Source organism: Kingella negevensis (genome assembly GCF_030177895.1).
Taxonomy (GTDB): domain Bacteria; phylum Pseudomonadota; class Gammaproteobacteria; order Burkholderiales; family Neisseriaceae; genus Kingella_C; species Kingella_C negevensis.
Genome location: NZ_CP123448.1, coordinates 1,667,592 through 1,693,640, shown reverse-complemented (window position 1 = coordinate 1,693,640; position 26,049 = coordinate 1,667,592). Strand labels below are relative to the sequence as shown.

28 protein-coding genes and 1 pseudogene are annotated in these 26,049 nt (G+C 45.6%); 13 read left to right on the top strand and 16 right to left on the bottom strand.

Annotation, left to right across the window (positions count from 1 at the left end; translation table 11 throughout):
* Positions 1-16: 16 nt before the first annotated feature.
* Together ligA and QEO93_RS09345 are read right to left on the bottom strand one after the other, a co-directional pair.
* Entirely contained in the window at positions 17-2,374 is a 2,358-nt protein-coding gene (gene ligA / locus QEO93_RS09350; protein WP_032136592.1) for an NAD-dependent DNA ligase LigA, read from the bottom strand.
* Between the two features lie 220 nt (positions 2,375-2,594).
* Positions 2,595-3,184, bottom strand: a pseudogene (locus tag QEO93_RS09345) (transposase).
* A 165-nt stretch (positions 3,185-3,349) separates the two neighbouring features.
* Here QEO93_RS09345 and QEO93_RS09340 point away from each other — a divergent pair.
* Genes QEO93_RS09340 through QEO93_RS09330 form a run of 3 tightly spaced genes read left to right on the top strand, consistent with a single transcriptional unit; the run spans position 3,350 to position 5,032 of the window.
* Complete coding sequence (locus QEO93_RS09340; protein ID WP_143445708.1) at positions 3,350-3,742, top strand: hypothetical protein; 393 nt, start codon at positions 3,350-3,352, stop codon at positions 3,740-3,742.
* Positions 3,739-4,095 carry a GtrA family protein gene (locus tag QEO93_RS09335; protein WP_032136594.1) on the top strand — a complete coding sequence of 119 codons (357 nt, stop codon included), beginning with the start codon at positions 3,739-3,741 and terminating at the stop codon, positions 4,093-4,095. Before QEO93_RS09340 ends, QEO93_RS09335 begins: the two co-directional genes overlap by 4 nt.
* Positions 4,096-4,111: 16 nt before the next feature.
* Complete coding sequence (locus QEO93_RS09330) at positions 4,112-5,032, top strand: glycosyltransferase family 2 protein (protein ID WP_032136595.1); 921 nt, start codon at positions 4,112-4,114, stop codon at positions 5,030-5,032.
* A gap of 47 nt (positions 5,033-5,079) precedes the next feature.
* Here the strand turns inward: QEO93_RS09330 and QEO93_RS09325 are convergent, their stop codons facing one another.
* Positions 5,080-5,778, bottom strand: coding sequence for a hypothetical protein (locus QEO93_RS09325; protein WP_052368643.1), 699 nt, complete (start codon positions 5,776-5,778; stop codon positions 5,080-5,082).
* 86 nt (positions 5,779-5,864) lie between these two features.
* Here QEO93_RS09325 and QEO93_RS09315 point away from each other — a divergent pair, with 86 nt between their 5' ends.
* The gene (locus QEO93_RS09315) at positions 5,865-6,365 is read left to right on the top strand and encodes a pilin (protein ID WP_032136596.1); all 501 of its coding nucleotides are present in this window, start codon (positions 5,865-5,867) and stop codon (positions 6,363-6,365) included.
* A gap of 64 nt (positions 6,366-6,429) precedes the next feature.
* Here QEO93_RS09315 and rho read toward each other — a convergent pair whose 3' ends face one another.
* From rho to QEO93_RS09285, 6 genes are all read right to left on the bottom strand, one after another.
* Positions 6,430-7,833 carry a transcription termination factor Rho gene (rho, locus tag QEO93_RS09310; protein ID WP_032136597.1) on the bottom strand — a complete coding sequence of 468 codons (1,404 nt, stop codon included), beginning with the start codon at positions 7,831-7,833 and terminating at the stop codon, positions 6,430-6,432.
* A gap of 200 nt (positions 7,834-8,033) precedes the next feature.
* Entirely contained in the window at positions 8,034-8,477 is a 444-nt protein-coding gene (locus QEO93_RS09305; RefSeq protein WP_052368645.1) for a surface-adhesin E family protein, read from the bottom strand.
* A 17-nt stretch (positions 8,478-8,494) separates the two neighbouring features.
* Positions 8,495-9,217, bottom strand: a complete 723-nt coding sequence (ubiG, locus tag QEO93_RS09300) for a bifunctional 2-polyprenyl-6-hydroxyphenol methylase/3-demethylubiquinol 3-O-methyltransferase UbiG (RefSeq protein ID WP_032136598.1) — start codon at positions 9,215-9,217, stop codon at positions 8,495-8,497.
* A gap of 174 nt (positions 9,218-9,391) precedes the next feature.
* Positions 9,392-9,904, bottom strand: coding sequence for a disulfide bond formation protein B (locus QEO93_RS09295; protein ID WP_032136599.1), 513 nt, complete (start codon positions 9,902-9,904; stop codon positions 9,392-9,394).
* 131 nt (positions 9,905-10,035) lie between these two features.
* Positions 10,036-10,800, bottom strand: coding sequence for a sulfite exporter TauE/SafE family protein (locus QEO93_RS09290; RefSeq protein WP_032136600.1), 765 nt, complete (start codon positions 10,798-10,800; stop codon positions 10,036-10,038).
* Positions 10,801-10,855: 55 nt separating this feature from the next.
* Positions 10,856-11,845, bottom strand: coding sequence for a putative transporter (locus QEO93_RS09285; RefSeq protein ID WP_081906849.1), 990 nt, complete (start codon positions 11,843-11,845; stop codon positions 10,856-10,858).
* Between the two features lie 155 nt (positions 11,846-12,000).
* Here QEO93_RS09285 and grpE point away from each other — a divergent pair, with 155 nt between their 5' ends.
* Together grpE and QEO93_RS09275 are read left to right on the top strand one after the other, a co-directional pair.
* Positions 12,001-12,543, top strand: a complete 543-nt coding sequence (gene grpE, locus QEO93_RS09280) for a nucleotide exchange factor GrpE (RefSeq protein ID WP_032136601.1) — start codon at positions 12,001-12,003, stop codon at positions 12,541-12,543.
* Between the two features lie 189 nt (positions 12,544-12,732).
* The gene (locus QEO93_RS09275) at positions 12,733-13,278 is read left to right on the top strand and encodes a VIT1/CCC1 transporter family protein (RefSeq protein WP_245190619.1); all 546 of its coding nucleotides are present in this window, start codon (positions 12,733-12,735) and stop codon (positions 13,276-13,278) included.
* Positions 13,279-13,397: 119 nt separating this feature from the next.
* On the opposite strand, the gene QEO93_RS09270 is transcribed toward QEO93_RS09275, so the two are convergent.
* Positions 13,398-13,682: a GIY-YIG nuclease family protein gene (locus tag QEO93_RS09270; RefSeq protein WP_245832150.1), complete on the bottom strand. Its 285-nt coding sequence runs from the start codon at positions 13,680-13,682 to the stop codon at positions 13,398-13,400.
* A gap of 27 nt (positions 13,683-13,709) precedes the next feature.
* On the opposite strand from QEO93_RS09270, the gene QEO93_RS09265 reads away from it, so the two are divergent.
* Entirely contained in the window at positions 13,710-14,174 is a 465-nt protein-coding gene (locus QEO93_RS09265) for a hypothetical protein (protein ID WP_032136602.1), read from the top strand.
* 216 nt (positions 14,175-14,390) lie between these two features.
* Positions 14,391-14,939: a Spy/CpxP family protein refolding chaperone gene (locus QEO93_RS09260; protein WP_032136603.1), complete on the top strand. Its 549-nt coding sequence runs from the start codon at positions 14,391-14,393 to the stop codon at positions 14,937-14,939.
* 64 nt (positions 14,940-15,003) lie between these two features.
* Here QEO93_RS09260 and sstT read toward each other — a convergent pair whose 3' ends face one another.
* On the bottom strand, positions 15,004-16,239 hold the full coding sequence (gene sstT, locus QEO93_RS09255) for a serine/threonine transporter SstT (protein WP_032136604.1): 1,236 nt from the start codon (positions 16,237-16,239) through the stop codon (positions 15,004-15,006).
* A gap of 233 nt (positions 16,240-16,472) precedes the next feature.
* A complete protein-coding gene (locus QEO93_RS09250) occupies positions 16,473-16,688 on the bottom strand; it encodes a glycine zipper 2TM domain-containing protein (RefSeq protein ID WP_032136605.1) in 216 nt (71 codons plus the stop codon).
* Positions 16,689-16,940: 252 nt separating this feature from the next.
* On the opposite strand from QEO93_RS09250, the gene QEO93_RS09245 reads away from it, so the two are divergent.
* Entirely contained in the window at positions 16,941-17,315 is a 375-nt protein-coding gene (locus QEO93_RS09245; protein WP_280642239.1) for a DoxX family protein, read from the top strand.
* Positions 17,316-17,441: 126 nt separating this feature from the next.
* On the opposite strand, the gene QEO93_RS09240 is transcribed toward QEO93_RS09245, so the two are convergent.
* Complete coding sequence (locus tag QEO93_RS09240; RefSeq protein ID WP_032136607.1) at positions 17,442-18,650, bottom strand: uracil-xanthine permease family protein; 1,209 nt, start codon at positions 18,648-18,650, stop codon at positions 17,442-17,444.
* Positions 18,651-18,813: 163 nt separating this feature from the next.
* Here QEO93_RS09240 and QEO93_RS09235 point away from each other — a divergent pair, with 163 nt between their 5' ends.
* The 3 genes from QEO93_RS09235 to topA all read left to right on the top strand — a co-directional run bounded on the left by QEO93_RS09235 (position 18,814) and on the right by topA (position 22,128).
* Positions 18,814-19,272 carry a Smg family protein gene (locus tag QEO93_RS09235; RefSeq protein WP_032136608.1) on the top strand — a complete coding sequence of 153 codons (459 nt, stop codon included), beginning with the start codon at positions 18,814-18,816 and terminating at the stop codon, positions 19,270-19,272.
* Positions 19,273-19,390: 118 nt separating this feature from the next.
* On the top strand, positions 19,391-19,648 hold the full coding sequence (locus QEO93_RS09230) for a hypothetical protein (protein WP_044250031.1): 258 nt from the start codon (positions 19,391-19,393) through the stop codon (positions 19,646-19,648).
* Between the two features lie 161 nt (positions 19,649-19,809).
* Complete coding sequence (topA, locus tag QEO93_RS09225) at positions 19,810-22,128, top strand: type I DNA topoisomerase (protein ID WP_032136609.1); 2,319 nt, start codon at positions 19,810-19,812, stop codon at positions 22,126-22,128.
* A gap of 114 nt (positions 22,129-22,242) precedes the next feature.
* Here the strand turns inward: topA and QEO93_RS09220 are convergent, their stop codons facing one another.
* Positions 22,243-22,416 (bottom strand): putative periplasmic lipoprotein, encoded by a 174-nt coding sequence (locus tag QEO93_RS09220; protein WP_157686248.1) that lies wholly within the window; start codon positions 22,414-22,416, stop codon positions 22,243-22,245.
* 107 nt (positions 22,417-22,523) lie between these two features.
* Here QEO93_RS09220 and ftsY point away from each other — a divergent pair, with 107 nt between their 5' ends.
* Positions 22,524-24,125: a signal recognition particle-docking protein FtsY gene (ftsY, locus tag QEO93_RS09215; RefSeq protein WP_089152854.1), complete on the top strand. Its 1,602-nt coding sequence runs from the start codon at positions 22,524-22,526 to the stop codon at positions 24,123-24,125.
* A gap of 47 nt (positions 24,126-24,172) precedes the next feature.
* Here the strand turns inward: ftsY and QEO93_RS09210 are convergent, their stop codons facing one another.
* Together QEO93_RS09210 and trhP are read right to left on the bottom strand one after the other, a co-directional pair.
* Complete coding sequence (locus tag QEO93_RS09210) at positions 24,173-24,541, bottom strand: hypothetical protein (RefSeq protein WP_032136610.1); 369 nt, start codon at positions 24,539-24,541, stop codon at positions 24,173-24,175.
* A 96-nt stretch (positions 24,542-24,637) separates the two neighbouring features.
* The gene (gene trhP, locus QEO93_RS09205) at positions 24,638-26,008 is read right to left on the bottom strand and encodes a prephenate-dependent tRNA uridine(34) hydroxylase TrhP (protein ID WP_032136611.1); all 1,371 of its coding nucleotides are present in this window, start codon (positions 26,006-26,008) and stop codon (positions 24,638-24,640) included.
* Positions 26,009-26,049: the final 41 nt, after the last annotated feature.

Sequence of the window (26,049 nt, the reverse complement as noted above, 5' to 3'; positions counted from 1 at the left end):
GCTATTTTGTTAAAAACTATCCCAACATCGCCAAAAATTCATCTTCCGACAAAACCGTCACACCCAAACTCAACGCCTTTTCCAATTTAGAGCCAGCCGCATCGCCAGCCACCACAAAATCCGTTTTTTTAGACACGCTGCCTGAAACCTTACCGCCAGCCGCTTCAATCATCGCCGCCGCCTCATCGCGTTTCAAAGTCGGCAAAGTTCCTGTTAAAACAAAGGTTTTGCCAGCAATCAAATTATTCAGGCTGCCTGAAACCGCGTTTTCCGCATTCGCCTCGCCAAATTCGGGTAACTTCGCCAAAAATTCGCCAACTTCGCGCAAAAGTGCCGCATTTTCCGCAATATTGCACCAATTTTGCCACTCAATTGGCAATACCTTATCCGACAACAAACCATCCACTGAACCGCCAGCCAAATCCCACAATTCCTGCGCCCGTTTTTCGCTGATTTTGTAATTCGGCAAACGCGAAATCCAACGCGCAGGCGTAGCAAACTCACGCACATTTGTAGATAAAACAGCGTGTTGCGGCTCAACGCCCACCGCCAACAAATCGTCCAACAATTTTTGTTGTGCAGGCTGCCTGAAATAATGCGCGATAGACTGCGCCACCACACCGCCAATATCGGGCAAACACGCCAAAACAGGCTCGGGCGCGTGTCGTACCGTCGCCAAATCGCCAAATGCATTCGCCAACTGTTTCGCCGTGCTTTCGCCAACGTGCCGAATCCCCAACGCAAATAAAAAGCGTGATAACAACGGCTTACGGCTATTTTCAATGCCAGTCAAAATATTTTCCGCCCATTTCGTTGCGCTGGATTTGCTGTCTTTGATTTTTTGCAATTTCGCAATATCTAATTGATAAATATCAGCAAAACTGTGTAATACATCTTGTTCTACCAACGCTTCAATCTGCCTATCCCCCAAACCGACAATATCCATCGCTTTTCGCGCCGAAAAATGGATTAAGCCCTGCGCTCGCTGCGCCTGACACAACATTCCGCCGCTACAACGCGCCACCGCTTCGCCGTCTTCGCGCTCAATCGGGCTGTTGCAAACAGGGCACAATTCAGGCAGCCTGAAAGCAGAAAACTTTGGTTTTTCAACGGTTTCGCTAAACAAATCCGCGCCCAATTCCTGCACCATCGGGCGGCGTTCCAACACCACGCGCACGACTTCGGGAATCACATCGCCAGCGCGGCGCACAATCACGCTATCGCCCACGCGCACGTCTTTTCGTGCTACTTCGTCCTGATTGTGCAAAGTCGCGTTAGTAACGACCACGCCGCCGACCGCCACAGGTTGCAACCGCGCCACAGGCGTAATCGCGCCCGTGCGCCCGACTTGCACGTCAATCGCTTCCACAATCGTAATGGCTTCTTCGGCAGGGAATTTGTGTGCAATCGCCCAACGCGGTGCGCGTGAAACAAAACCGAGTTTTTCTTGTTCAATCAATGAATTAACTTTGATAACCATGCCGTCAATTTCATACGGCAGATTGGGGCGTTTTTCGGCTAATTGCTCGTATTGTTGCAAAACTTCGGCAATATTCGCGCAAATATGCCAATTTCCAGTCGGCAAACTAAATCCCAATTCCTGCAACCACAACAATTCTTCCGCGTGGGTTTGGGGCGGATTTTCTACGCCGTCAAGACGCGCAATGCCGTAGCCAAAAAAATGCAATTTACGTTCCGCCGCCACACGCGAATTTAACTGGCGCAAACTGCCAGCCGCCGCGTTGCGTGGATTGGCAAATGGTTTTTGTCCAGCCGCTTCTTGGCGAGCGTTGAGCGCGGCAAAATCCGCTTTCAGCATCAACACTTCGCCACGCACTTCAATCAGATTGGGGATATTTTTACCGTGCAATTTCAAAGGGATATTGCGAACGGTTTTGATGTTTTCGGTAACGTCTTCGCCAGTCGTGCCGTCGCCGCGTGTGGCTGCCTGAATAAAAATGCCGTTTTGATACAACAAACTAACCGCCAAGCCGTCAAATTTCGGTTCAATCGTGTATTCGGTTTGCGCCTGATTTAAATCTTTGCAAACGCGCTCGTTAAACGCCAGCGTTTCGGCGTGGTCGTATGCGCCCGATTCATCGCGTGGCGAAAACGCATTGTTCAGCGACAACATCGGTACGGCATGGCGCACGCTGGCAAATTCGCTCAAAATCGCACCGCCTACGCGATTAGTCGGGCTTTCAGGCAGCCTGAAATCGGGAAAATCGCGCTCTAGCTGTTCCAATTCGCGGTAGAATTTGTCGTATTCGCTATCGGGAACGCTCGGCGCGTCTAGCGTGTAATATTCGTGGGCGTAGCGGTTTAGGGTTTCGGTTAGGTGTTTGATTTGGTTTTGAATTTGTGTATTTGACATGGTTCAGGCTGCCTGAAAGGAAAATAAATGAAATTGTACTGAAAAAATGCAGCCTGAAACATTAAATTAGTGGTTTCAGGCTGCATGAGAATATGGACGTGAGTTGGATTTTTGTATGCAACAAAAGGGAAATTTTTGATAAATATCAGATTTAATTATTCAACTTATACTCTATAATCTGACAAATTCAGTATCCAAAAAAAGGGGCTGTCCTAGATAACTAGGATAAACTCGATTTTATTAACTGTTTTAAAATAGAACAAGAACTTTTATCTCACTGTTGTTAAAACGCCATTCGCACGCCTTTAAATACAGCTCAAAATGCTCTTTGGGAATGCCGTTAAACTTGCGTAAATGACGTTTTGCTTGGTTCCAAAAGTTTTCAATTCCATTGATATGGTTTTGTCGTTCAGCAAAATGTGTGCTGTGATTGATACGAAAACGAAGTTTCAGCGAAGCTAAAATGGCTTTGTCACTCACATCTAATACATCATAGCTACGATAACAATCCGTATAAATCTTGCCATTTCGCTTCAAGAGCCCGAATACAGCGACTTTGCCAGCTGAACCACGACCGCGTTTGCCTTTACGTTGTCTACCAAAATAACTTTCATCAGCTTCTACTTCACCATCAAACATTTCCAAATGTGGGCTGTTGTGATAGATAAGTAATCGTAAACGATGAAAATAATAGGCTGCGGTATTTTTATTAACACCTACTAACTCTGCTGCTGTTCTTGCAGTTACACCTGCGACAAATAGCTCAATGAGTTTATTTTGTTTGTACTGACTTAGACGACTTTTTTTCATAGGGATAATTCTAACTTAATTTGAATTTCCCTACTTATCTAGGACAGCCCCCTATTTTTATATTTATTGAATGTATTACGATATTAATGTGGAAAGTTTATCTCAACAATATCCGATTTCAACAATCTGAAGTACGACAAAATTTTCAAAAAAATAAAAGAACAAATGCAGCCTGAAAAACGAGCGATGGCTATATTTGATCTACCTTCCCAAACAGAAAGACATTTAACGAGTAATCGAGAGCTGCTCCATTTTGTGCAATGGTATCAAGCAGAAAAATACGGTTGGGTAGATTATAGCTTTGCAACTGCACCTGCTATGATTGTTCGTTTAAAACCAGAGGCAATTTATCCAGCCTATGCAAGAAATCGCGATGCTTCACAGCATAATTTGCAAAAAATTCTAGATTGCCAGCCTTATGATTATTTAGTGATAAGAATGAGCCACAATATCGACAAAGCAGCAAATTGGTTGCAAAACAACCCAAAATGCAAAACCATGAAACTGCAATACAAAGCTGGAGATTGGCTATTATTTACCAAGGGGAGGCCACAATGAAATGGCTACATAAAATCAAATGGTATAGCTTGATTGGCGTGTTCAACACTGCATTGCATTTTGCGGTATTCAGCGTGCTCAGTTGGCAAGGCGTAGCAAGTGCGTGGGCAAATGTAGCGGCATTTGCTTGCGCCGCCACCTTCAGCTTTTTCGCCAACGCAAAATGGACATTCAAGCAAACCGCCAACCAAAAACGCTATTTTTTGTTTATGAGTTTAATGGGCGGTTTAGCCTTACTAACAGGTTGGCTAACAGATTATTTAGGCTTATCGTCCATTCTTGCCGCCATATCCTTTTCCCTGATTAGCTGGGTGCTAGGTTTTTTGAGCAGCCAATACATCATCTTTAAATAACTTTCAGGCAGCGATTATGAAAATTTCCCTGATTATTCCCGTGTGGAACGAAGCAGAAACCATCCCCATTTTCTATCAAACTGTTCGCGAATACACTCCATTGCAAGACTATGAAGTTGAACTTGTATTTTGCAACGATGGCAGCCGCGACGAAACCGAACAGATTTTGAACGATTTAGCCGCTCAAGATACGCTGGTAAACGTGCTGCATTTCACTCGCAATTTTGGCAAAGAAGCCGCTCTATTTGCAGGATTAGAACACGCAACAGGCGACGCGTTAATTCCGATTGACGTGGATTTGCAAGACCCAATTGAAGTAATTCCACAAATGATAGAAAAATGGCGAGCAGGTGCAGACATCGTATTAGCCAAACGCATAGACCGCAGCCAAGACAGCCCAATGAAACGCCTAAGTGCTACTGCTTTTTACAAAGCGCACAACTATATGAGCAACACGCACATTGAAGAAAATGTGGGTGATTTTCGCTTAATTTCGCGTGAAATTGCCGATAGCATTATTTCGCTGCCTGAAAGAAATCTGTTTATGAAAGGCATACTTTCTTGGGCGAGCAACAATATTGCAATTGTAGAATACAGCCGCCCAGCGCGTGTGGCAGGCGAAACCAAATTCAACGGTTGGAAATTGTGGAATTTAGCATTAGAAGGCATCACCAGTTTTTCCACCGTGCCCTTGCGCGTATGGACGTATATTGGCGGTATTTTAGCTGGCACATCATTTTTGTATGGCTTATTTATCATCGTGCGTACCCTGTTTTTTGGCAACGACGTGAAAGGCTATCCATCACTGCTGGTATCTATTCTATTTTTAGGTGGCATTCAGCTCATTAGTATTGGCGTGTTAGGTGAATATATTGGGCGAATTTATATTGAAACCAAGCAGCGTCCACGCTATGTTTTGAAAAAAATAAAAAAGTAGCCCTAAACAAAATGCAGCCTGAAAACATCTTTCAGGCTGCATTTATTTTATTCCATAGATTGCGTACTTAATTCCGCAACAAATTTCAGTTGTTTATCCAAAGCGATAAACTTCCCTTGATATTTACCCATTGCCGCAATCACATATAATTTACCGTGCTGTTGCTCCAAAGTTGCTAATTTCGCTTTTGCTGTTTCATCTAACGCACCGCGTGTTATTGAATCAAACTTCTCCCACTCAACAGGCGCAACTGTACCTGCTGATTCATAAGTAGGTTGCCCATTTTTTGGCACAAACACCGCAAAAGGCACTTTTTCTAATTGCACAAACTGGTTACTATCCAGTGACTTAAATTCCTCAGCTTCTTCAATTTCGCGCAAATTCAACACCGCAGCTGTACCCTTGTCATACACCACCAACAATTTCGGCTGCTCACGATAAACCACATGCAAACCATAACCTAATGCCGCAAATTGAACCATTCCCACCAGAACCAAGTCCAAAATAATTTCGCGCATTTTCTTGTGAGGGTTGAAAATCAAAAAGGTGAGCAAAGGACCAAGCACCACATCTACGCCCAACATTAAACGTAAGCCCTGCTCTCCCCCACTCATTGTAAAATAAAAAGAAGGATATAATACCCAATAAATCCAAGCAGCTAACGCCAAGAAAATAGCAACAGACAAACTAAAATGAATCCCTGCAGCCTGAAATTTAGCTTTAAAAGGAATAGAAATTTTCTTCATAAATTTTTCCTAACTATTTAACAATCGGAATATAAATTGCTTACATCTGGCTACAATTATACAACTTAACCCTATTGAATACGAAAATGAAAAGCAAACACTCTATTTACCAAAAAGGTTTTACCTTAATTGAACTCATGATTGTGATTGCCATTATTGGTATTTTAGCAGCCATTGCCCTGCCAATGTATCAAGACATGATTGCCAGGGCTCAAGTGCGCCGAGTTTATTATGAAGTAAGTACAATGCGTACTGCCATTGAAACCGTGATGTTCAACGGCAATACAGCCACATTAGACAAGACAAAAGATGGTACAACCATTGGCGGTAATACTTATGAATACGTTGGCGTTGATGGCAACAAGCCTCAATCTACGTTAATTTACACCATCAAAATCACACCAAATGAAGAGAATATTCAAAACATTGAAGCGCAATTTGGCAAAAGCGCACACAGCGGCATTGCTGGTGCCAAAATGATTTTGCATTATTCTGTTAGCGAAGGCTGGTATTGCTCAATCGATACCAGCGCTGCTGCCGTATGGAAAGAGACCTACACCCCTGTCAATTGCCAAGTAAAATCATAATCTTGCAGCCTGAAAAATAAAAACGGTTTGAATCTTCAAACCGTTTTTTACGTTTCAGGCTGCATTATTCAGAAGCTGCCGCCTTTGGTTTACGTCCACGTTTGCGGACAACCGTTGTTCCTGTGGTCGTAGCTGCTGCAGGAGCAGGCGCAGAAGTTGCACTACGTGCTGTTTTTTTGCTTGCCGCTGCCGTGCCAGACGATGAAGAATAATTCCCACGCATGTGTTCAAAAAATTCATTGTTATTTTTAGACAACTTAATTTTATCAATCAAAAATTCTGTCGCTTCCACATCTTCCATCGAATGAACCAAACGGCGCAATACCCACATTCTTTGCAACTGGTCGTGTGGAACAAGTAATTCTTCGCGGCGCGTACCCGATTTGTTGATGTTAATCGCAGGGAACGCGCGTTTTTCTGCCAAACGGCGTTCCAAGTTCAATTCCATGTTACCCGTGCCTTTGAACTCTTCAAAAATCACATCATCCATGCGGCTGCCTGTGTCCACCAAAGCCGTGGCGATAATGGTGAGCGAACCGCCTTCCTCCACGTTTCGCGCTGCGCCAAAGAAGCGTTTCGGACGGTGCAACGCGTTTGCGTCCACACCACCAGTCAGCACTTTACCCGAAGCTGGCACAACGGTGTTGTAAGCGCGCGCCAATCGCGTAATGCTATCAAGCAAAATCACCACATCTTTTTTGTGTTCCACCATACGTTTGGCTTTTTCAATCACCATTTCCGCCACTTGAACGTGGCGTTGTGCTGGCTCGTCAAACGTAGAAGCCACCACTTCGCCTTTTACGGTTCGCATCATTTCGGTTACTTCTTCGGGGCGTTCATCAATCAGCAAAACAATCAGTTGCACTTCGGGATTGTTCGCGGTGATGGCGTGAGCGATGTTTTGCAACATCATTGTTTTACCTGTTTTTGGCGGTGCAACCAGCAAGGCGCGTTGTCCTAATCCAATCGGCGAAATCAGGTCGATAATGCGCCCTGTGATGTTGTCGTCTGACACAATATCACGCTCTAATTTGAGCTGTTTGGTTGGGAAAAGCGGCGTTAAGTTTTCAAACAAAACTTTGTGGCGACTGGCTTCTGGGTGGTCGCCGTTAATGCTGTCCAAACGCACAAGCGCGAAGTATTTTTCATCGTTTTTGGGTACGCGAACCGTGCCTTCAATCGTGTCGCCTGTGTGCAAATTGAAGCGGCGAATTTGGTTGGGCGAAACGTAAATATCATCGGGGCAAGCAAGATACGATGTATTGGGGCTGCGTAGAAAACCATAGCCGTCTGGCAGGGTTTCTAATGTGCCTGAGCAGATAAATTCTTCGCCGTTTTTAATCATTTCGCGCACGATGGTAAACACTAAATCTTGTTTACGCAGGCGGTTGGCGTTTTCTATACCCATGCTTTCGGCTTGGGCGATGAGGTCGGTAATGTGTCGGGTTTGTAGTTCTGATACGTGCATGATGTTTTTTGCAATTCATGATTTTTTCAGGCTGCAAATCAATAAAATACAGCCTGAAAATGGGGTTTGAAATAAGGGGAAAATGAATAATCTTTTTTAGGGAAATGCAGCCTGAAACGGCAAAAGAATAATGGGCGCGATTGTAGAGATGCCATAAAAAATTGTCAAATAAAGCGCGAGTTAAAGCGCGCTTTATGGTTTTATCGCCCTTTGCAAGCAATATCAAATAATGCAGCAGACGGTGTGTTGTGTGCGATACCTGTGGCACGAGTATCGTTTGCTGGATATTTGTGTTGCGCCAACAATGTGCCTTTGTCGTTCCAGAAACGCGCGCCTCTGATGTTATAGGTGCGATTGCTGCAATTGAATTCCCAGTCACTGATGGAGACTTTGTATTTTGGCATACCTAAGAAGTTGGCTTTTAATGGATGTTGCACCACTTGACGTTCGGTTACATAACCTAAACCGCCTTTTTGTGAAATGCTGCCTGTGTCGTAATCCACTTCAATGCTGCTTTCTTGGATTTTGCCGATGTTTTTCCAAGAGCCTTTGGCTTGCATACCAGGGGCATTTTTCACGCCGTCGCCCGCACAAGCGGCTAATAAAACTGCTGTTGCCAGCAATACAACTGTTTGTTTTAACATAATGATTCCTATGGTTTTCAGGCTGCCTGAACTTTGCAAGCCAACATATAATTAACTGAAGCGTCGTCGCATAAATAATAATTTTTGCTGAGTAAATTGTAAGACATGCCCACGCAGCCTGAAACATCTAAATGCGCGGTGCGTGCCATGCGTGCCAACTCTGACGGTGTGATGAATTTGTGCCAGTCGTGCGTGCCTTTGGGGACAAGATTCAACACATATTCTGCGCCAAACACGGCGTGAACATAAGATTTAGCGTTGCGGTTAATTGTGGAGAAAAACACCCAGCCGTTGGGTTTTGCCAACTTGGCGCAGGCGCGGATAATGGAAGCAGGGTCGGGAACGTGTTCCAGCATTTCCATACACGTTACCACGTCAAATGAATGAGGCATTTCGGCGGCTAAATCTTCCACGCTGACGCAGCGATAAGACACGTTGTTCACATTCATTTGTTGCGCGTGGGCTTGGGCGGTTTGCAGCGAAAGTTCTGCCATATCAATGCCCAACACGCTTTGTGCGCCGCGTTTTGCCATGCTTTCCGACAAAATGCCGCCGCCACAGCCTACGTCTAACACGGTTTTGCCTGCTAATTGGGCGTGTTCATCGATGTAGTTTAAACGCAGGGGGTTGATGTCGTGCAGGGGTTTAAATTCGCCTGTTGCGTCCCACCATTTTTCGGCGAGTTGGCTGAATTTTTCAATTTCAGCATTGTCCACATTGGGCGTTTTTTGCGTTGTCATAATCTTGTTCCAACTGAATTAAGTGGGCGTATTTTATACTAAAACGCAGCCTGAAAACTATTTTTCAGGCTGCGTTTTTCAGGCTGCATTATTGAGATTTTTTTGAAATGCCAAAAGGACAAGGATAAACTTTGTCCCTACCAAATGATAATTTTTCAAATTTTCAGGCTGCAATTATTTGCGGCGCACGTGCCACCACATACCCCAAATCACGGCAAAAATCGTACAAAATGTAATCAAGCCCCAAGTTGGCAGCGAAATACCAAACATAAAATATTTTTCGCCACACATACCCGAACCGCGAATCAATGGTTCATACAAATCAAACAAAGGTTTGCCGCGCAACACAAACGTCCACGGCGCACCGCAATCAGGTTGTTCACGCAAAGGCAAAGTTTGCAGCCAAATTTGTTTCGCTGCGACAAAACCACCAAACACAATCGGCACACTCAAAATCAACGCAGCTGCCGTTTGTCCGCCGCGTTTGCGCAAGGGCAACGGCAAACAAATCAGCGATAACACCCCAATGAAAAACAATGACATACGCTGCTCAATACACATCACGCACGGATTCATTTTCAGCACATATTGCGCGAACAGGGAAACCATCGTCCCACCAAAACCCATGATAACGGTTGCCAACACAGTTAAACGATAACGTGGCAAAGCCAGTAATTTTTGTAACATTTTTTAATCCTTTCAAGATTTTTCAGGCTGCAAATATAGTTGATGCAATTATTTTTTAAGACAAGGCGACAACGCCCACCGTGTGCATTTAGCGCATAAGGGCGTTGGCAACGCAGTATTAGATAAGTGCATTAACTATAAGTATCCCAGCCAAACTTTCCAATTAACACCGCTAACAAGCACATAAACCCAACGCGCAAAAATTTCGTGCCGCCGCGCACCGCCAACCACGAACCGACAAACCCACCGCTAAAATTCGCCACTGCCAACGGAATCGCCCACACCCAAACAATGTGTCCATTTGGGATAAAGAAACTCAACGCCGCTAAATTGGTCGTTAAATTGATGATTTTGGCAGACGCGGTTGCGGTTAAAAAATCGTAGGCGAAAAAGCGCACGAATATAAACGCCAACAGACTGCCCGTTCCCGGCCCTAAAATACCGTCATACAAGCCAATCGCTGCGCCGCATGCAATGCCTAAATAATATTCGCGTTGCGTTAAAGCTGTGTCGCGCACCGCTTGCCCCAAATCTTTCTTCACAAACGTGTACACAAACATCAGCAGCATAATCACGAGCATGGCGGGTTTCATGTATTGCACAGGCACGCTTGCTGCCAATTTCGCGCCAATATAAGACGCGGCAAACGCCACCACCGCCGCAGGCAGCAGCATTTTCCACGGCAACGATACTTTTCGTGCAAACTGTGTCGCTGCCATTGCTGTGCCTGAAAATGAGGCAAATTTGTTCACGCCTAGCACCGAAGCAATCGGTGTGCTATTTGGCAACAAGCCAAACAGCGCAGGGATTTGCAGCAAGCCGCCACCGCCGACTGCTGCGTCCATCAATCCCGCAAAAAAGCCCGCTAAAATTAAACCAAATAACATATCGTTCATGTTTCAAAGCTTTTGCTTATTGTCGGCGATCCGCCGACGCTCCATTTCAGCATTTTCAGGCTGCATTTTCTTTCGCCACCTTAATTTGCTGCTCAAACCCTTTCAAGCGTTTATAAATCGACAACAATTCCACAATCGTCGTCCAAGATTGCACCAAAAACTGAAACGAATCCTGCACCTTGCCAAACGCGCGAACCACCTGTTGCAACACACCCAGCGACAACGCGCCAGCCAACAAACTCGGCGCAAGCGCGATATACGGCACAATCACGGCGAACTGCAAATAAGACCAACGCGCCAAGTCAAAATACAAATAATGCGCGTACAGCACAAAATTATTCTTTCTTACCGCTTGAAACAACTCGCGCAACATTTCAGGCTGCGCACGGTTTGCGTTGTCTTCACCCAACACCAATTCCTTGCGAAACGCTGCTTCCACGCGCTGATTGTTGTATTCCAAGCCGGGCAATTTCACGCCAATAGCCGCCAAAACCACCGTGCCAAAAATGGAAAACAGCAACGCCACCAATACCAGCGAATGCGGCACTTCGCCCACCCACGGCAAAGTTGGCACTTTTTTGCTCAACTCGTTCAACATCGGCAAAAACGCCACTAAAGTCAGCACCGAGCGGATAAAACTTTCGCCCAACGCTTCCATAATTTTGGCAAAACGCATCGTGTCTTCCTGAATGCGTTGCGACGCGCCTTCAATATGGCGCACCTTGTCCCAATGCGACAAATAATGCTCCGTCATCGCCGTGCGCCAACGGAAAATATAATGCTTGCTGAAAAATTCCAGCAAAATGGTCAGCGCGATATAAATTCCTGCAATTTTGGAAAAGTGCATCAATCTTGCTAAAAATTCGGGGAACGTAACGGAATTGGGGGCTTTCAAAATTTCTTGAATGCCATCGTAAAAACTGCCAAACCATTCATTGATTTGCACGTCCAATTCCACTTTATACCAAATAGACAATAAAATCACCGCCGTCCCCAACAGTGACCATGCCCACCATTTTTTGTTCAAAAAGAAACTGTGAAACATAAATTCTCCCTTGTGAAAAATAAAATCATTGTAGCCCATTTTTCAGGCTGCGTTTTTCTTTGATTTCTGATACATTCTGACGAATATTGAATTTTTAAATTATTACCCCATATTGAGAGACTATGAAATTCCCATTCAATAAAAAAGGCAAAAAGATGACCGAACAAACTCAAACTGAACAAACTGAAGTAAACGAAAACGCAGAAGTGTTGGACGCGCAAGCTGCCGCAGAACCAACGATTGAATCGCTGCAAGAACGCGTAGCCGAATTGGAAGGCATGCTGAAAGACGAGCAACTGCGCAGTTTGGCAAACGAACAAAACTTGCGCCGCCGTCATCAAGAAGAAATTCAGGCTGCACACAAATTCGCCGCGCAACGCTTTGCCGCAGAAATGCTGACTGTGAAAGACTATTTGGAAATGGCTCTGCTCGACCAAAGCGGCAATTTTGACGCGATGAAAATGGGCGTGAGCATGACATTGAACGAATTGCAAAAAGCGTTTGACGCAACCCAAATTCAAGAAATCCCAGCTGAAAAAGGCAGCAAATTAGACCCACATCGTCATCAAGCCATGCAAGAAGTGGAAGCTGCCGAGCAAGAAACTGGCACAGTGGTTGGCGTGATGAAAAAAGGTTACACCATGCATGACCGCGTTTTGCGCCCTGCAATGGTAACCGTGGCAAAAGCCGCAGAATAAAACAAAAAAGCAGCCTGAAAATGTTTTTCAGGCTGCTTTTTTGTATCCAAATGATTTTAATGCATTCATAAAGCAAATAGGATTGAATAGCATTTAAAACTAAGTTCTCCTTATAAAAACACTAGCTTACAAAACAATTTAGCGCAATAATCTCGTATCACAAAAATAATCCACAAAGGAAATAGAATCATGAACCACTGGGCAACCGCTCACCCCGAACCGCACTATTCTTCACGCAACAACTGGCTTCGCGCCAGTGTGTTGGGCGCAAACGATGGGTTAATTTCCACCGCCAGTTTGCTGATGGGTTTGGTTTCCGCGCGTGCCAGCAGCCAGACTTTGTTGCTGGCAGGTTTTGCCGCATTGGTTGGTAGCGCGGTTTCCATGGCAGCAGGCGAGTACGTTTCCGTTTCCAGCCAAGCCGACACGGAGCAGATGGACTTACAAAAAGAGTCGCACGAATTGCAGCACAATCCCGAACGCGAATTGGCGGAACTTACTGCCATTTATCGCAGTCGTGGTTTAGACGATAATCTGGCGAACCAAGTCGTGCAAGCATTGACGGCGCACAATGCTTTAGAAGCGCATGCTCGTGATGAAATCGGGTTATCCGATATTTTGGCAGCGAACCCTTTTCAGGCTGCATTTGCATCCGCAGGTGCGTTTTGTGTGTGGGCGATTATTCCCGTTTTAATGGTGTCGCTATTTCCCGATAATTTAGTTTATTGGAGATAACCACGCTGCTTGGTTTGGGTGCTTTGGGCGCACTTTCAGCAAAACTGGGCGACTCACCCGTATTGCCAGCCATGAAACGTATTGTGCTGTAGGGCGTTAGCCGTTACCACTTTTATCGGTCATTTATTCGGCGTTTCCGTGTGAACCACCACACCGCTTTCCCAAAACGCCCATTTTTCTTGGCGCGTCATTTGCTTGATTGTCCACTCCCATTTGCTTGCCTCGCTGCGATTGGCAAGCTGCGAAACAATTTCGCGCATTTGTTTCACGCCACGCATTCTGGTATAACGCGCCCCTTTACCCGATTGGTGCGCTATCAGTCGCATAGGTGCATTGTTGGTAATGCCGCAATATAATGTTTCATCGTCGCACAAAATTAAATAAACAGACCACATTTTTGTCATACATTCAAAACAAGAAAGGAATTTATTATGTTAAAGAAAACCGCCCTAATCGCTGCCTGCTTAATCGGCAGCGCAGTTGCTCAAGCCAGTGATTTTGACGGACGCTGGGTAAACATTCAACGCTTGGAAGACAGCAAAATTCATTCATTGGCGGCAGCATTGTGCCAACAAGAATTGGAATTGCCCACACTCAACCACTTATATTATGGCAACTACGCCGTGCGCGTATTAGACATTAACGCCGCAGCCAAAAGTGTCATTTACCGTGGCGGCGAATTTGGCACCAGCACACCGCAAAAAATTGAAGGCGCGTTTACCACCAGCTACAGCAAAATCCGTCCAACCAGCAAAAAATCCACAAACAGCATGTTGATTTTAGACCCACGCACACCAGAAATTCATCGCAAATTAGTGGTGTTGGAAGATGACCATTTAGTTTTTGATGACCAAGATAATTTCTATTCATGCAACACAATCAATAACTTAAAATAACCTTTTCAGGCAGCCTGAAAACAAAAAAGAGCAAGGTTTATATACCTTGTTCTTTTTTTATATAAACAACGCAGCCTGAAAACAACTTTGCATAGTCCCAAACAGCCTTAATTTTTCGCTTGAACAAACTAACACGCCCGTCCTTTACAATTCACTTCATCAGTTGCAACAACACTGGCACACTTTTCAAACCCTACAAAACCAAAGGATAACATGATGAAAAAAAACACAATTTTCATTTCAGCAATCGCATTGATGACCACCGCAGGCATCGCTATGGCGCAAAACAACGCTCCACAAGGCAACGACATGCCACATTCAGCACACGGTAAACCATTCAAAGGCAAACATCACAATAAAAACGGCTTGCCACGCGGTTTTGACGATTTAGGTTTAACAGACGCACAAAAAAACAAAATCAAAAGCATCATGGAAAAATCGCATCCAGCCAAACCAAGCGCAGACACACAAGAGACTCGTCGCCAAGCATTCATGCAAAAAATGCAACAACGCCAAGCGCAAGAGCAGCAATTGATGACCAGCAAAACTTTCAACGAGCAAGCCGCTCGCAACATGATTGCCGAACATCAGCAAGAGCGTGCCAATATGGAAAAAGAACACGCAGAGCGTGAATTGCAAATGATGAAAACACAACACGAAGTTTTCCAAGTTTTGACACCAGCGCAACAAAACAAATTTTTGGAAAACCAAAAAGAACATCAAAAACGTTTTGAACAAATGCGTAAACAACACAACGCAAAATAATCTGTGAATACAAAAGCAGCCTGAAAAACTTTTCAGGCTGCTTTTTTTATTGTGAGATCAATTTTCAGGCTGCATTCTCTTCTTTACGTTGCACACCCAAATCCGCCGCTGCCGTAAACAACACGTCAGTAGAAGAGTTCAACGCTGTTTCTGCCGAATCTTGAATCACGCCAATGATAAAGCCCACGCCCACCACTTGCATCGCCACATCATTCGGGATATTGAACAAGCTGCAAGCCAACGGAATCAGCAACAACGAACCGCCAGCCACGCCCGAGGCACCACACGCACTCACAGTCGCCACCAAGCTCAACAATAACGCTGTGCCAAAATCCACATGAATGCCTTGTGTGTGCGCTGCTGCCAAAGCCAGCACAGTAATCGTAATCGCCGCGCCTGCCATGTTGATTGTCGCGCCCAATGGAATAGACAGCGCGTAAGTGTCTTCATGCAAATTCAGTTTTTTCGCCAACGCCATGTTCACAGGAATATTCGCTGCTGAAGAACGTGTGAAAAATGCTGGAACGCCGCTTTCGCGCAAGCAAGTCAGTACCAAAGGATACGGATTTTTGCGGATTTTCCAGAACACAATCAATGGATTGAACACAAATGCCACAGTTGCCATGCAGCCCAGCAATACCAAAATTAAGTGCCCGTATTCAGTTACCATTTTCACAAAACCTGTCTCTGCAACGGTGACCGTCATCAAGCCCATAATGCCCAAAGGCGCGAACATGATGATGCCACGCACAATTGCTGAAACTGCGCTGGTTAAGTCGTCCAACACCGTTTGCGTGGTTTCTGTTGCGCTGCGCAAGGCAAAACCCAACACCAAAGCCCACGCCAAAATGCCAATATAGTTACCGTCTGCCAACGCACTGATTGGGTTGGAAACCAAATTCATCAGCAAATTTTTAATCACGCCAGCCAAGCCAGTTGGCGGTGCAAGCGATGTTTCAGGCGCAGCCACCAGCGTTAGATGGCTTGGGAACATGAAACTTGCCAACACGGCAATCACTGCCGCGCCAAATGTACCCAGTACATACAAAAATAAAATCGGACGCATATTGGTTTTTGCGCCCTCGTTGTGCTGCGCGACCGCAGTCGTTACCAAGATGGACACTAAAAACGGCGCGACTGCTTTTAATGCGCCCACAAATAAGCTACCTAAAATACCAACCGTTGGCGCAGCACTCGGCATCACCGAGCCAATCAATGCGCCAATAATCAGACCAATCACAATTTGCCAAATCAAGCTCACTCTGCGATACAGCTCTACAATCGGTTTCCTCTCATTCATAAAATCACTCCATATTGCAAATAAATGTAAAGAAGCAAACCATTGTAGGGCAATTTGTCTATTTCGTCAGCACAGGTTTTCAAAAAAAGCGTGTTTGCGTGTTTTCAGGCTGCGTTTGTGCATTTTTCTGTTGTTATTTTGATAATGTGAGCCATTTTTCTTTTTTAAACTGGGTTTATGCAAAATAAAAATGCAGCCTGAAAATGTTTTCAGGCTGCATTTTGTTTGCAAAATTATTTTTTGATTTGGCTACCAATCACGCCACCCAAAGCCGCACCGCCCAAAGTTGCGCCAGTGCTATCGCCCATTGCGTTGCCTACGATACCGCCAATGACTGCGCCTGCTGCTGTGTTGGCTTGTTCAGAAGTCAAATATTTGTTGCTTGAGCATGCGCCCAATGAACTTGCAATTGCAATCGCTACTACAGTTTTAGTCAAAATAGATTTCATGTTAAAGCTCCTTATGCTTTTTGTTTGGGGAAAGATCCGATAAAAGTATGGCACAAGCTCGCGTGAAAATCAGTCGCATAAATTGTAAAACCAAGAAAAACGCAGCCTGAAAATTTCTTAATAGTTAAAACACAGTTTCATTTATCGCTATTTTGTTTCTTATTTGCCAACCATATAATGCGCACATCAAAATTTTTATCTATTTAGGAAAACCAAATAAACCAACTTATTGAGAAATTTCAACCTGCTGCTTTGTTAATCGCACGTTTGTTTGCAGGCTTTATGTTTATCCAACACGGTACGGCTAAATTCTTTGAATTGCCTGTTTCCATGACAGACGGCAACGGTGCTGTGCCATTGTTTTCACAATACGGCTTGGCCGGCAGCTTGGAAATTGTGGGGAGCATTTTGTTTATGCTGGGTTTGTTTACTCGCCAAACTGCATTTTTGTTGTCAGGCTTTATGGCGTTTGCTTACTTCTTCATTCACGCGTCTGCTAGCACTTTGTTGTTGCCGATGTTGAATGAAGGTGAATTGGCAGCTTTGTATTCATTATTCTTCTTGGTGTTTGTGTTTACGGGTGCTGGCAAATTCTCTTTGGATAAAGCCGTTTTGAAACGCGATTGATTGCAGCCTGAAAACCTTTTTGCATATAAAAAGCAGCCTGAAAATGATTTTTCAGGCTGCATGAATATCTTAAAAAAAGTCGGGCATAAATGCACCGACCTACTTACTTTTCAGGCTGCCTGAAAACTATTCACGGTCAGGCAAAACCGCATTCAAAATCATCGCCAGCAACGCGCACAAACCCACGCCAGCAAACGCCACATCACCCACTTTCACCGCCATACCACCCAGCCCCACCGTCAAAGTAGAACTCACAATCACCAGATTTTTCGGGCGCATTAAATCCACTTTCGCGTCAATCAGCGTTTTCAAACCCAGCGACGCAATCGTGCCAAACAATAGCAACATCACGCCACCCATCACAGGCAATGGAATGGACGCCAAAAACGCATTAAACTTGCCAAAAAACGCCATACCAATCGCAAAAATCGCCGCCCACGTCATAATCACAGGATTACTGTTTTTCGTAATCATCACCGCGCCCGTTACTTCGCCGTAAGTCGTAACGGGTGGACCACCAATCAAACCCGCCACACACACGCCCAAACCATCGCCAATCAGCGTTTTGTCCAAGCCAGGCTCTTTCGTGTAATCATTCCCTGTTACCGCGCCAATCGCCATAATGCCGCCAATATGCTCAATCGCAGGCGCAATCGCCACTGGCAACATAAACACCGCCGCACTCCAATTCACTTCAGGCTTCGTAAATTCAGGCATCGCAAACCAAGGTGCGTCAATCACAGCCTGAAAGTCCACAATCCCCACACACAACGCCGCCAAATAACCTGCCGTTACCCCAATCAAAATCGGGATAAGTTTCATCATCTTGCTGCCAAACACGGTAACCAACACCGTTACGCCAAACGTAAATGCACTCAGCAACACCGCCGTGCCATATTCCACCGCCTGCACATCGCCCGATTTGCCCACTGCCATGCTGCTCGCGCTGCCAGCCACCGACAACCCAATCACCATAATCACAGGACCAATCACAATCGGCGGCAGCAATTTGTGAACCGCGTCCAAGCCGCGCCAACGAATCAACGCCGCAAAAATAAAATACATAAACCCCGCCGCAAACAAGCCAAACATCGTCGCGCCTGCGCCCCATTGCGCCTTAGCGGCGATGATTGGCGCGATAAACGCAAATGAAGAGCCCAAAAAAATCGGTACTTTGCGCTTCGTCATCAACTGAAAAAGTAAAGTACCGATGCCCGCACCTAATAAAGCCAGCGCAGGATTTAAACCTGTTAATAAGGGAACTAAGACCATCGCCCCGAACGCGACAAATAAAATTTGTGCCCCTGAGATAGCCGTCTTGAAGTGTTGTAACATGATTATTTTCCGTTTCTTTTAGACAAACGGCGCGGATTATATTAGAAAATAATCGTTTTACAAAAGAAAATTTTAATTTTTACAAAAATGCAGCCTGAAAATGCAAAATCAGCAAATGATAGGATAAAATAGCCGTTTATTTTTTCAAAAAACAGTCATCATCATGCTAAACGTAGTCGCCTTTTTGATTGAAAACTTCTCCGATATGGACAACTGCCCCCGTGGGCAAGAGCTGGGCGTGGTATTAGAAGACGCAGGTTTTGACGACCAAGACATTGGCGAAGCCGTGATGTTTATTGAGCTACTCAACCAAGCCAATTCGCTCGATTCAGGCAGCCTGAACCAAAGCCAAGCCCTGCGCGTTTATCACGAAGAAGAAATGGCAGCATTAAACGCAGACATTCGTGGCTTGCTGCATTTTCTTACCGACAGCAAAGCCATCAGCGCAGCACAACGCGAATTTATCATTCACGCGCTGATGCACTTACCTTACGATGAAATCACGCTGGAAAACGCCAAAGGTTTAGCCCTACTCGTTTTGTGGGCGCACCGTTCCGAGTTGCCGATTTTGATTGGCGATGAACTGATGGCAGTTTTGCATGATAAAGACGTGATGCAATAATTCAGGCAGTCTGAAAACAGTTGGAAACACACCCAACTGTTTTTTTATGCAACCCCCTTGCCAAAACCAACACAATACAATAAGAATATAAAAAAGGGCAGCCTGAAAGGTGTGAACCATGTGGCAAGACAAACAAGAACGCGCAAAAGAACTCTGGCAAGCATACAAAAGACCCGTGTTAGTATTCGCAGCAACCTTGCTGATTTACGACTTACTCGGTGGCGCAAAAGTAGCATGCAGCCGTTGCCCCGTCCCCGATATGACACCGCTACAACATTTTCTATTCGTGTTTGTCGGCGTAGAAAGCGTATTGTTGCCGCTTTGGGTTTACCTGATTTATGCCAGACGAAAATACGAACAAGATGGTTATTTATAATTTTCAGGCTGCTTTTTAGTACATCACACCAGTCCATTTCGTCCGCACTGTGGACGAAATTTAAAATAAAGTAAATTCCGAATGCGGTGCGTTCGAAATTTTAAATTTACTTTTCAGGCAGCCTGAAAACCCCATTCACACTTAAATAATAAAAACGAACCATGTCAAAAAATCTCCTAATCGTAGAATCCCCCAACAAAATCAAATCCGTGAAAAAATATCTCGGTGGCGATTTTGAAGTACTTGCATCTTTCGGACACGTCCGCGACCTGATTCCCAAAGATGGCGCAGTCAATCCCGAAGACAATTTTGCGATGAAATATCAAATCATTAGCAAAAACAGCAAACACGTTGATGCCATCGTTGCCGCCGCCAAAGAAGCGAAATACATCTATTTGGCAACCGACCCAGACCGCGAGGGCGAAGCGATTTCGTGGCACATCGCAGAAATCCTGAAATCCAAACGCGGCATGAAAGGCGTAATGGATAAAATGCAACGTGTTGTCTTCCATGAAGTTACGCCCAAAGGTGTGCAGGCTGCTATTCAAAATCCGCGCAGTTTGGACATGAATTTGGTGGACGCGCAACAAACGCGCCGCGCTTTGGATTATTTGGTGGGCTTTAATTTGTCGCCGTTGCTGTGGAAAAAAATCCGCTACGGCTTGTCGGCTGGGCGTGTGCAAAGTCCTGCGTTGCGTTTGATTTGCGAGCGTGAAAACGAAATTAAGGCGTTTGAATCGCAAGAATATTGGTCAATTCATTTGGATAGCCACAAGGGTCGCACCAAATTTTCAGCAAAATTAACCCATTGGCAAAACAATAAGTTAGAGCAATTTTCGCTGTCTGACGAAGCCAGTCAAGCGAGTATTTTAGCCGCATTGCAAGGCAAAACCGCGCAAGTGGCTGATGTAAGCAAGAAAAAAGCAACACGCAAACCAGCTGCACCGTACACAACTTCCACGATGCAGCAGGACGCGGTTCGCAAACTGGGTTTCACGACTGACCGCACAATGCGTACCGCGCAGCAGCTTTTTGAAGGCATTGACGTGGGACAAGGCGCGGTGGGTTTGATTACCTATATGCGTACCGATAGCGTAACTTTATCGGAAGACGCGCTGACGGAAATTCGCCATTATATTGAAAATAAAATTGGCGCGGATTTTCTGCCATCTTCGGCGAAAATGTATAAAACGAAGTCTAAAAACGCGCAAGAAGCGCACGAAGCGATTCGCCCGACTTCGGTTTATCGTTCGCCTGAAAGCGTGAAACCGTTTTTGTCGGCTGACCAATTTAAGTTGTACCAAATGATTTGGCAGCGCACGGTGGCGTGTCAAATGGTGGACGCGAAATTTGACGCGACAACGGTAGATATTAACGTGGGCAAGGGTGTGTTCCGCGCTACGGGGCAAGTGTTGGTTTTTGCTGGCTTTTTGAGCGTGTATCAAGAGGGCGAGGACGAAGAAGATGCTGCCGAAGACCAGAAAAAGCTGCCTGAAATGGCGGTCGGCGATATTGTGCCAGTTGATAATTTGTATGGCGAACAGCATTTCACGCAACCGCCGCCGCGTTTCAATGAAGCGACTTTGGTAAAGGCGTTGGAAGAATTTGGCATTGGTCGTCCATCAACTTATGCGAGCATTATCAAGACGTTGAAAGACCGTGAATATGTGATTGTGGAACAACGCCGTTTTCAGCCGACTGATACAGGCGAGATTGTGAATAAGTTTTTGACCGAGCATTTTGAGCAGTATGTGGATTACGATTTCACGGCGAAATTGGAAGACCAACTGGACGAAATTGCGAATGGTAAACGCGAGTGGATTCCTGTAATGGATAAATTCTGGAAAGGTTTTCACAAGCAAGTGGTTGAAAAAGAAGGCATTGAACGCGCTAAATTCACAACGGAAGAATTGGACGAAACGTGTCCGCAATGTGGCAATCACAAATTGCAAATTAAATTTGGTCGCGCTGGGCGTTTTGTAGCGTGTGCTGGCTATCCCGAATGTGGCTACACGCGCAATGTAAACGAAACCGCCGAGCAAGCCGCCGAACGTGTGGCGAAAGAAGCCGCAGAGCAAGCGGAATTGGAAGGGCGCGAATGTCCGAAATGCGGCGGTCAGTTGGTTTACAAAACGAGTCGTTCAGGCAGCAAGTTTATTGGTTGCACGAATTATCCGAAGTGTAAACACGTTGAGCCGTTGGAAAAGCCGAAAGACACGGGCGTAACGTGTCCGCAATGCGGCAAGGGTCATTTGGTGGAACGCAAATCGCGTTTTGGCACGACTTTTTACAGTTGCGATTGCTATCCTGATTGTAAATACGCGGTTAATCACGAGCCGTTAAACGAGCCATGTCCGCAATGTGGCTGGAAAGTGACCATGCGAAAAATGACGAAGCGTTGGGGCGTTGAGCGCGTTTGTCCGCAGAAAGAGTGCGACTGGAAAGAGCAGCTTGAACCGCCTGCGCCGAAAGAGAAATAGTCTGTGAAATGCAGTCTGAAAATGTTTTTCAGGCTGCATTTTTGTTTGTAGGTCGGTGCATTTATGCGCGACAAAATTTAACTCAATGGCATGAATACGCCCCCTACTCTCACGCTATTCATCATCTGAAATATCAGGGCAAATGCCGTACATAATGCACAATGGGGTATAAACAATCAGATTGGCAGCGCGAATCACTTTTTGACGTGTGGTGCGCTGTGGTTCTTCGGTGGTGGCGCAAGCGTTGAGCAGCACGGCGGCAAGGCTGGCGATTAGGATTTTTTTCATGTGGCAATTCTCTTCAATTTTTTATTTAACTATTTTTTCAGGCTGCGTGAAATCGGTTACAATAAGCCTAACTTTTTCAATTTACAACATCTATTTAGAGATTGCCCATGTTTAGCTTTTTTAACAAGATTTTCAAAAATAAATCGGAAACGCAGCCTGAAAACACACCACAGGAAATGGCTGTAAACACGGAAGCGCAAAGCCAAGCGCAGCCTGAAAAACAGGTTGAAGAAACGGTTGTGGCAACACAAACGGAAACTGAAATTCAAACGCAGCCTGAAACCCCAACTGCCGAACCCGAACCCAAAAACTGGACAATGACTGACAGCCCAATCGCGCAATCATTGCAGCCCGTTCAAAGTTGGGCGAGCGACATGGTGGACGCGGTGAAAGACAAAGCAGAAGAGCTAGAATTACGCGCAGGTATTTTGGCAGAAGAAGCCAGCGAAGCGGTAGAAGAATTGGCACAGCAAGCGGAAGACGTGGCGTATGCGGTCGGCGATAAACTGGACGAATTAAGTTTGCGTGCGAATATTTTGGCGGACGAAGCCAGCGAAGCGGTGAAAGAAAGCATTGAGTCTTTGGTGGAAGAAACGCCCAAACCCGAATTGCTGCCTGAAGACGCGCCACATGCGTTGGAAACGCCCGTCCCAGCTGAAGCAGCGACTAAAGTGGACGACAAAACGGAATTACCACAAGAAGAACCCACTTCGCAGCCTGAAAACGAGCCTGAAATCCCTGCCGTGCCAGCGGAAGCGGCAACTAATTTGGTTGATGATGAATCTGAAAAACTGGGCTGGGCAGCACGTTTGGCGCGTGGCTTAACCAAATCACGCGACCACATGGCAAAATCGCTAGCGAGCGTGTTTGGCGGCGGCAATATTGACGAAGATTTGTATGAAGAACTGGAAACGGTGCTGATTACAAGCGATATGGGCATTGAGGCGACTGAAATGCTGATGAAAGAAGTGCGCCGCCGCGTGTCGCTGAAAGGTTTGCAGGACGGCAATGAATTGCGCCAAGCGTTGAAAGATGCGGTGTATGATTTGCTCAAACCGCTTGAAAAACCGTTGAAAATTCCTGATAACGGTCAGCCGTTTGTGATTATGATGGCGGGGATTAACGGCGCGGGCAAAACCACTTCTATTGGTAAACTGGCGAAATATTTTCAGTCGCAAGGCAAATCGGTGATTTTGGCGGCTGGCGATACGTTCCGTGCGGCGGCGCGTGAGCAGTTGCAAGAATGGGGCGCACGCAATGGCGTTACCGTGATTGCACAGGAAAAAGGCGATTCTGCGGCGGTGTGTTTTGACGCGGTGGAAGCAGCAAAAGCGCGTAAAATTGATATTGTGCTGGCGGACACGGCTGGGCGTTTGCCTACGCAGTTGCACCTGATGGAAGAAATCAAGAAAGTGAAACGTGTGCTGCAAAAATCCATGCCTGATGCGCCACACGAAGTGATTGTGGTGCTGGACGCGAATATTGGTCAAAATGCGGTGAATCAAGTGATGGCGTTTGATGACGCGCTGGGCGTTACGGGTTTGATTGTAACGAAATTGGACGGTACGGCGCGCGGTGGTGTGTTGGCAGCGTTGGCGGGCAGCCGTGCAATTCCTGTGCGTTATATTGGCGTGGGTGAAAGTATTGATGATTTGCGCCCGTTTAATGCGCGTGCGTTTGTTGATGCGTTGTTGGACGAACAGAAGTAAATAAGAAAGCAGCCTGAAAGATTTTTCAGGCTGCTTTTTTGTTCACATTAAAAATCGATTTTCAAAGCAATATCATGCAATTTACGACGCGCTAACGCCAAAGTGCCATTTTCTTTATCCATCACAAAATAGATAAATGCGCCGCTAATTTGTGGAATTGGCATCAAAATATGGTATTGAGATTCCAAGGTAATCAAAAAATCTTCAATTTTTTCATTGATATTCAATGCTTTCATGATTTTTTGTTTGGCATGATACAACTCTGTGTTGCCTGCAGACGCGTATTCCAAATCAATCAAGCTGTTCACTCGACTTTTTGAACCCAACATAAAACCATTGGTAGAGTCCACTATAGAAGTGGCAAGCGCACCCTCAATATCCATGATTTCAGTTAAAGTCTCGTTAATAGTTGCCATGATATAAAAACTCTCCAAAGTTGTTTTACGTAAATTTTCAAAGGTGAATTATACCGTTTTTCAGGCTGCTTTGATGTAAAAATGTAGCCTAAAAACTTATTCAGCAGGTTTTTCGTTTTGAATCACGCGCGCCACCAATGCTTTTTCACGTCCTTGCATATTCGGGATTTGCACCTGAATGCCGTTGCCTGCCGCCACGTCCACAAATTCGCCTTTGCGTTTCATCTGCGCCAACGTAATCAACTGATTGCCGCTCGGGTGGATAATTTCCAGCAAATCACCAACGGAAAATTTATTTTTCACGTCAATCGTTGCCCAACCGTCTGCGTCAATCGCGCTGATTTGTCCGACAAATTGCGATTGTTTGGCAATGGAATGTCCGTACAAATAATTCTGATAGTCTTGTGTTTGATGGCGTTCTAAAAAGCCAGAAGTGTAGCCGCGATTCGCCAAACCTTCCAATTCCGCCAACAGCGCGTAATCAAACGGGCGACCTGCAATCGCATCGTCAATCGCTTTGCGGTAAGACTGCGCCACACGCGCAACGTAGTAAACGGATTTGGTACGCCCTTCCACTTTCAGGCTGTCCACACCGATTTCCGCCAACTTCGCCACTTGCTCAATCGCACGTAAATCTTTGGAATTCATAATATATGTGCCGTGTTCATCTTCCATGATTGGCATCATTTCGCCAGGGCGGTTGCTTTCTTCAATCAGAAAAACTTTGTTGGCGGCTGGGTGGCGTTGTTGTCCGTTAATGCCTTCAAAAGCAGAATTGGCTTCTTCTTGCGCGGAATTGAAATTGAAGCCTTGCAATAATTTTGCGTCGCCCATTTCGTCTTCCACCGCGTCATGAACTTTGTAATCCCAACGGCAAGAATTGGTGCAAGTGCCTTGATTTGGGTCGCGGTGGTTGAAATAACCTGATAATAAACAACGTCCTGAATACGCAATACACAACGCGCCATGTACGAACACTTCCAATTCAATATCGGGGCATTCTTGGCGGATTTCGGCGATTTCGTCCATGCTCAATTCGCGCGACAAAATAATGCGTTCTACGCCCATTTTTTGCCAGAATTTCACGCCCCAGTAGTTGGTTGTGTTGGCTTGCACGGACAAGTGGATTGGCATGTCTGGGTATTTTTCGCGCACTTCCATGATTAAACCGGGGTCAGCCATAATCAGCGCATCGGGTTTCATGGCGATTAGGGGTTCCATGTCGCTGTGGAAGGTTTTGAGTTTGCTGTTGTGTGGCAAGGTATTTACGGTCAAAAAGAATTTTTTGTTGCGCTCGTGCGCTTCAGTAATGCCTTGTTGCAAAACGTCTAATTTGGCAAATTCGTTGTTGCGGGCGCGAAGTGAGTAGCGTGGCGAACCTGCGTAAACGGCGTCCGCGCCAAAATCAAAAGCAGCGCGCATGCGTTCTAAGCCACCTGCTGGGAGGAGTAATTCTGGAGATTTCATGGGATTTCTTTCTATCAAAATGGGGTTCAGGCAGCCTGAAA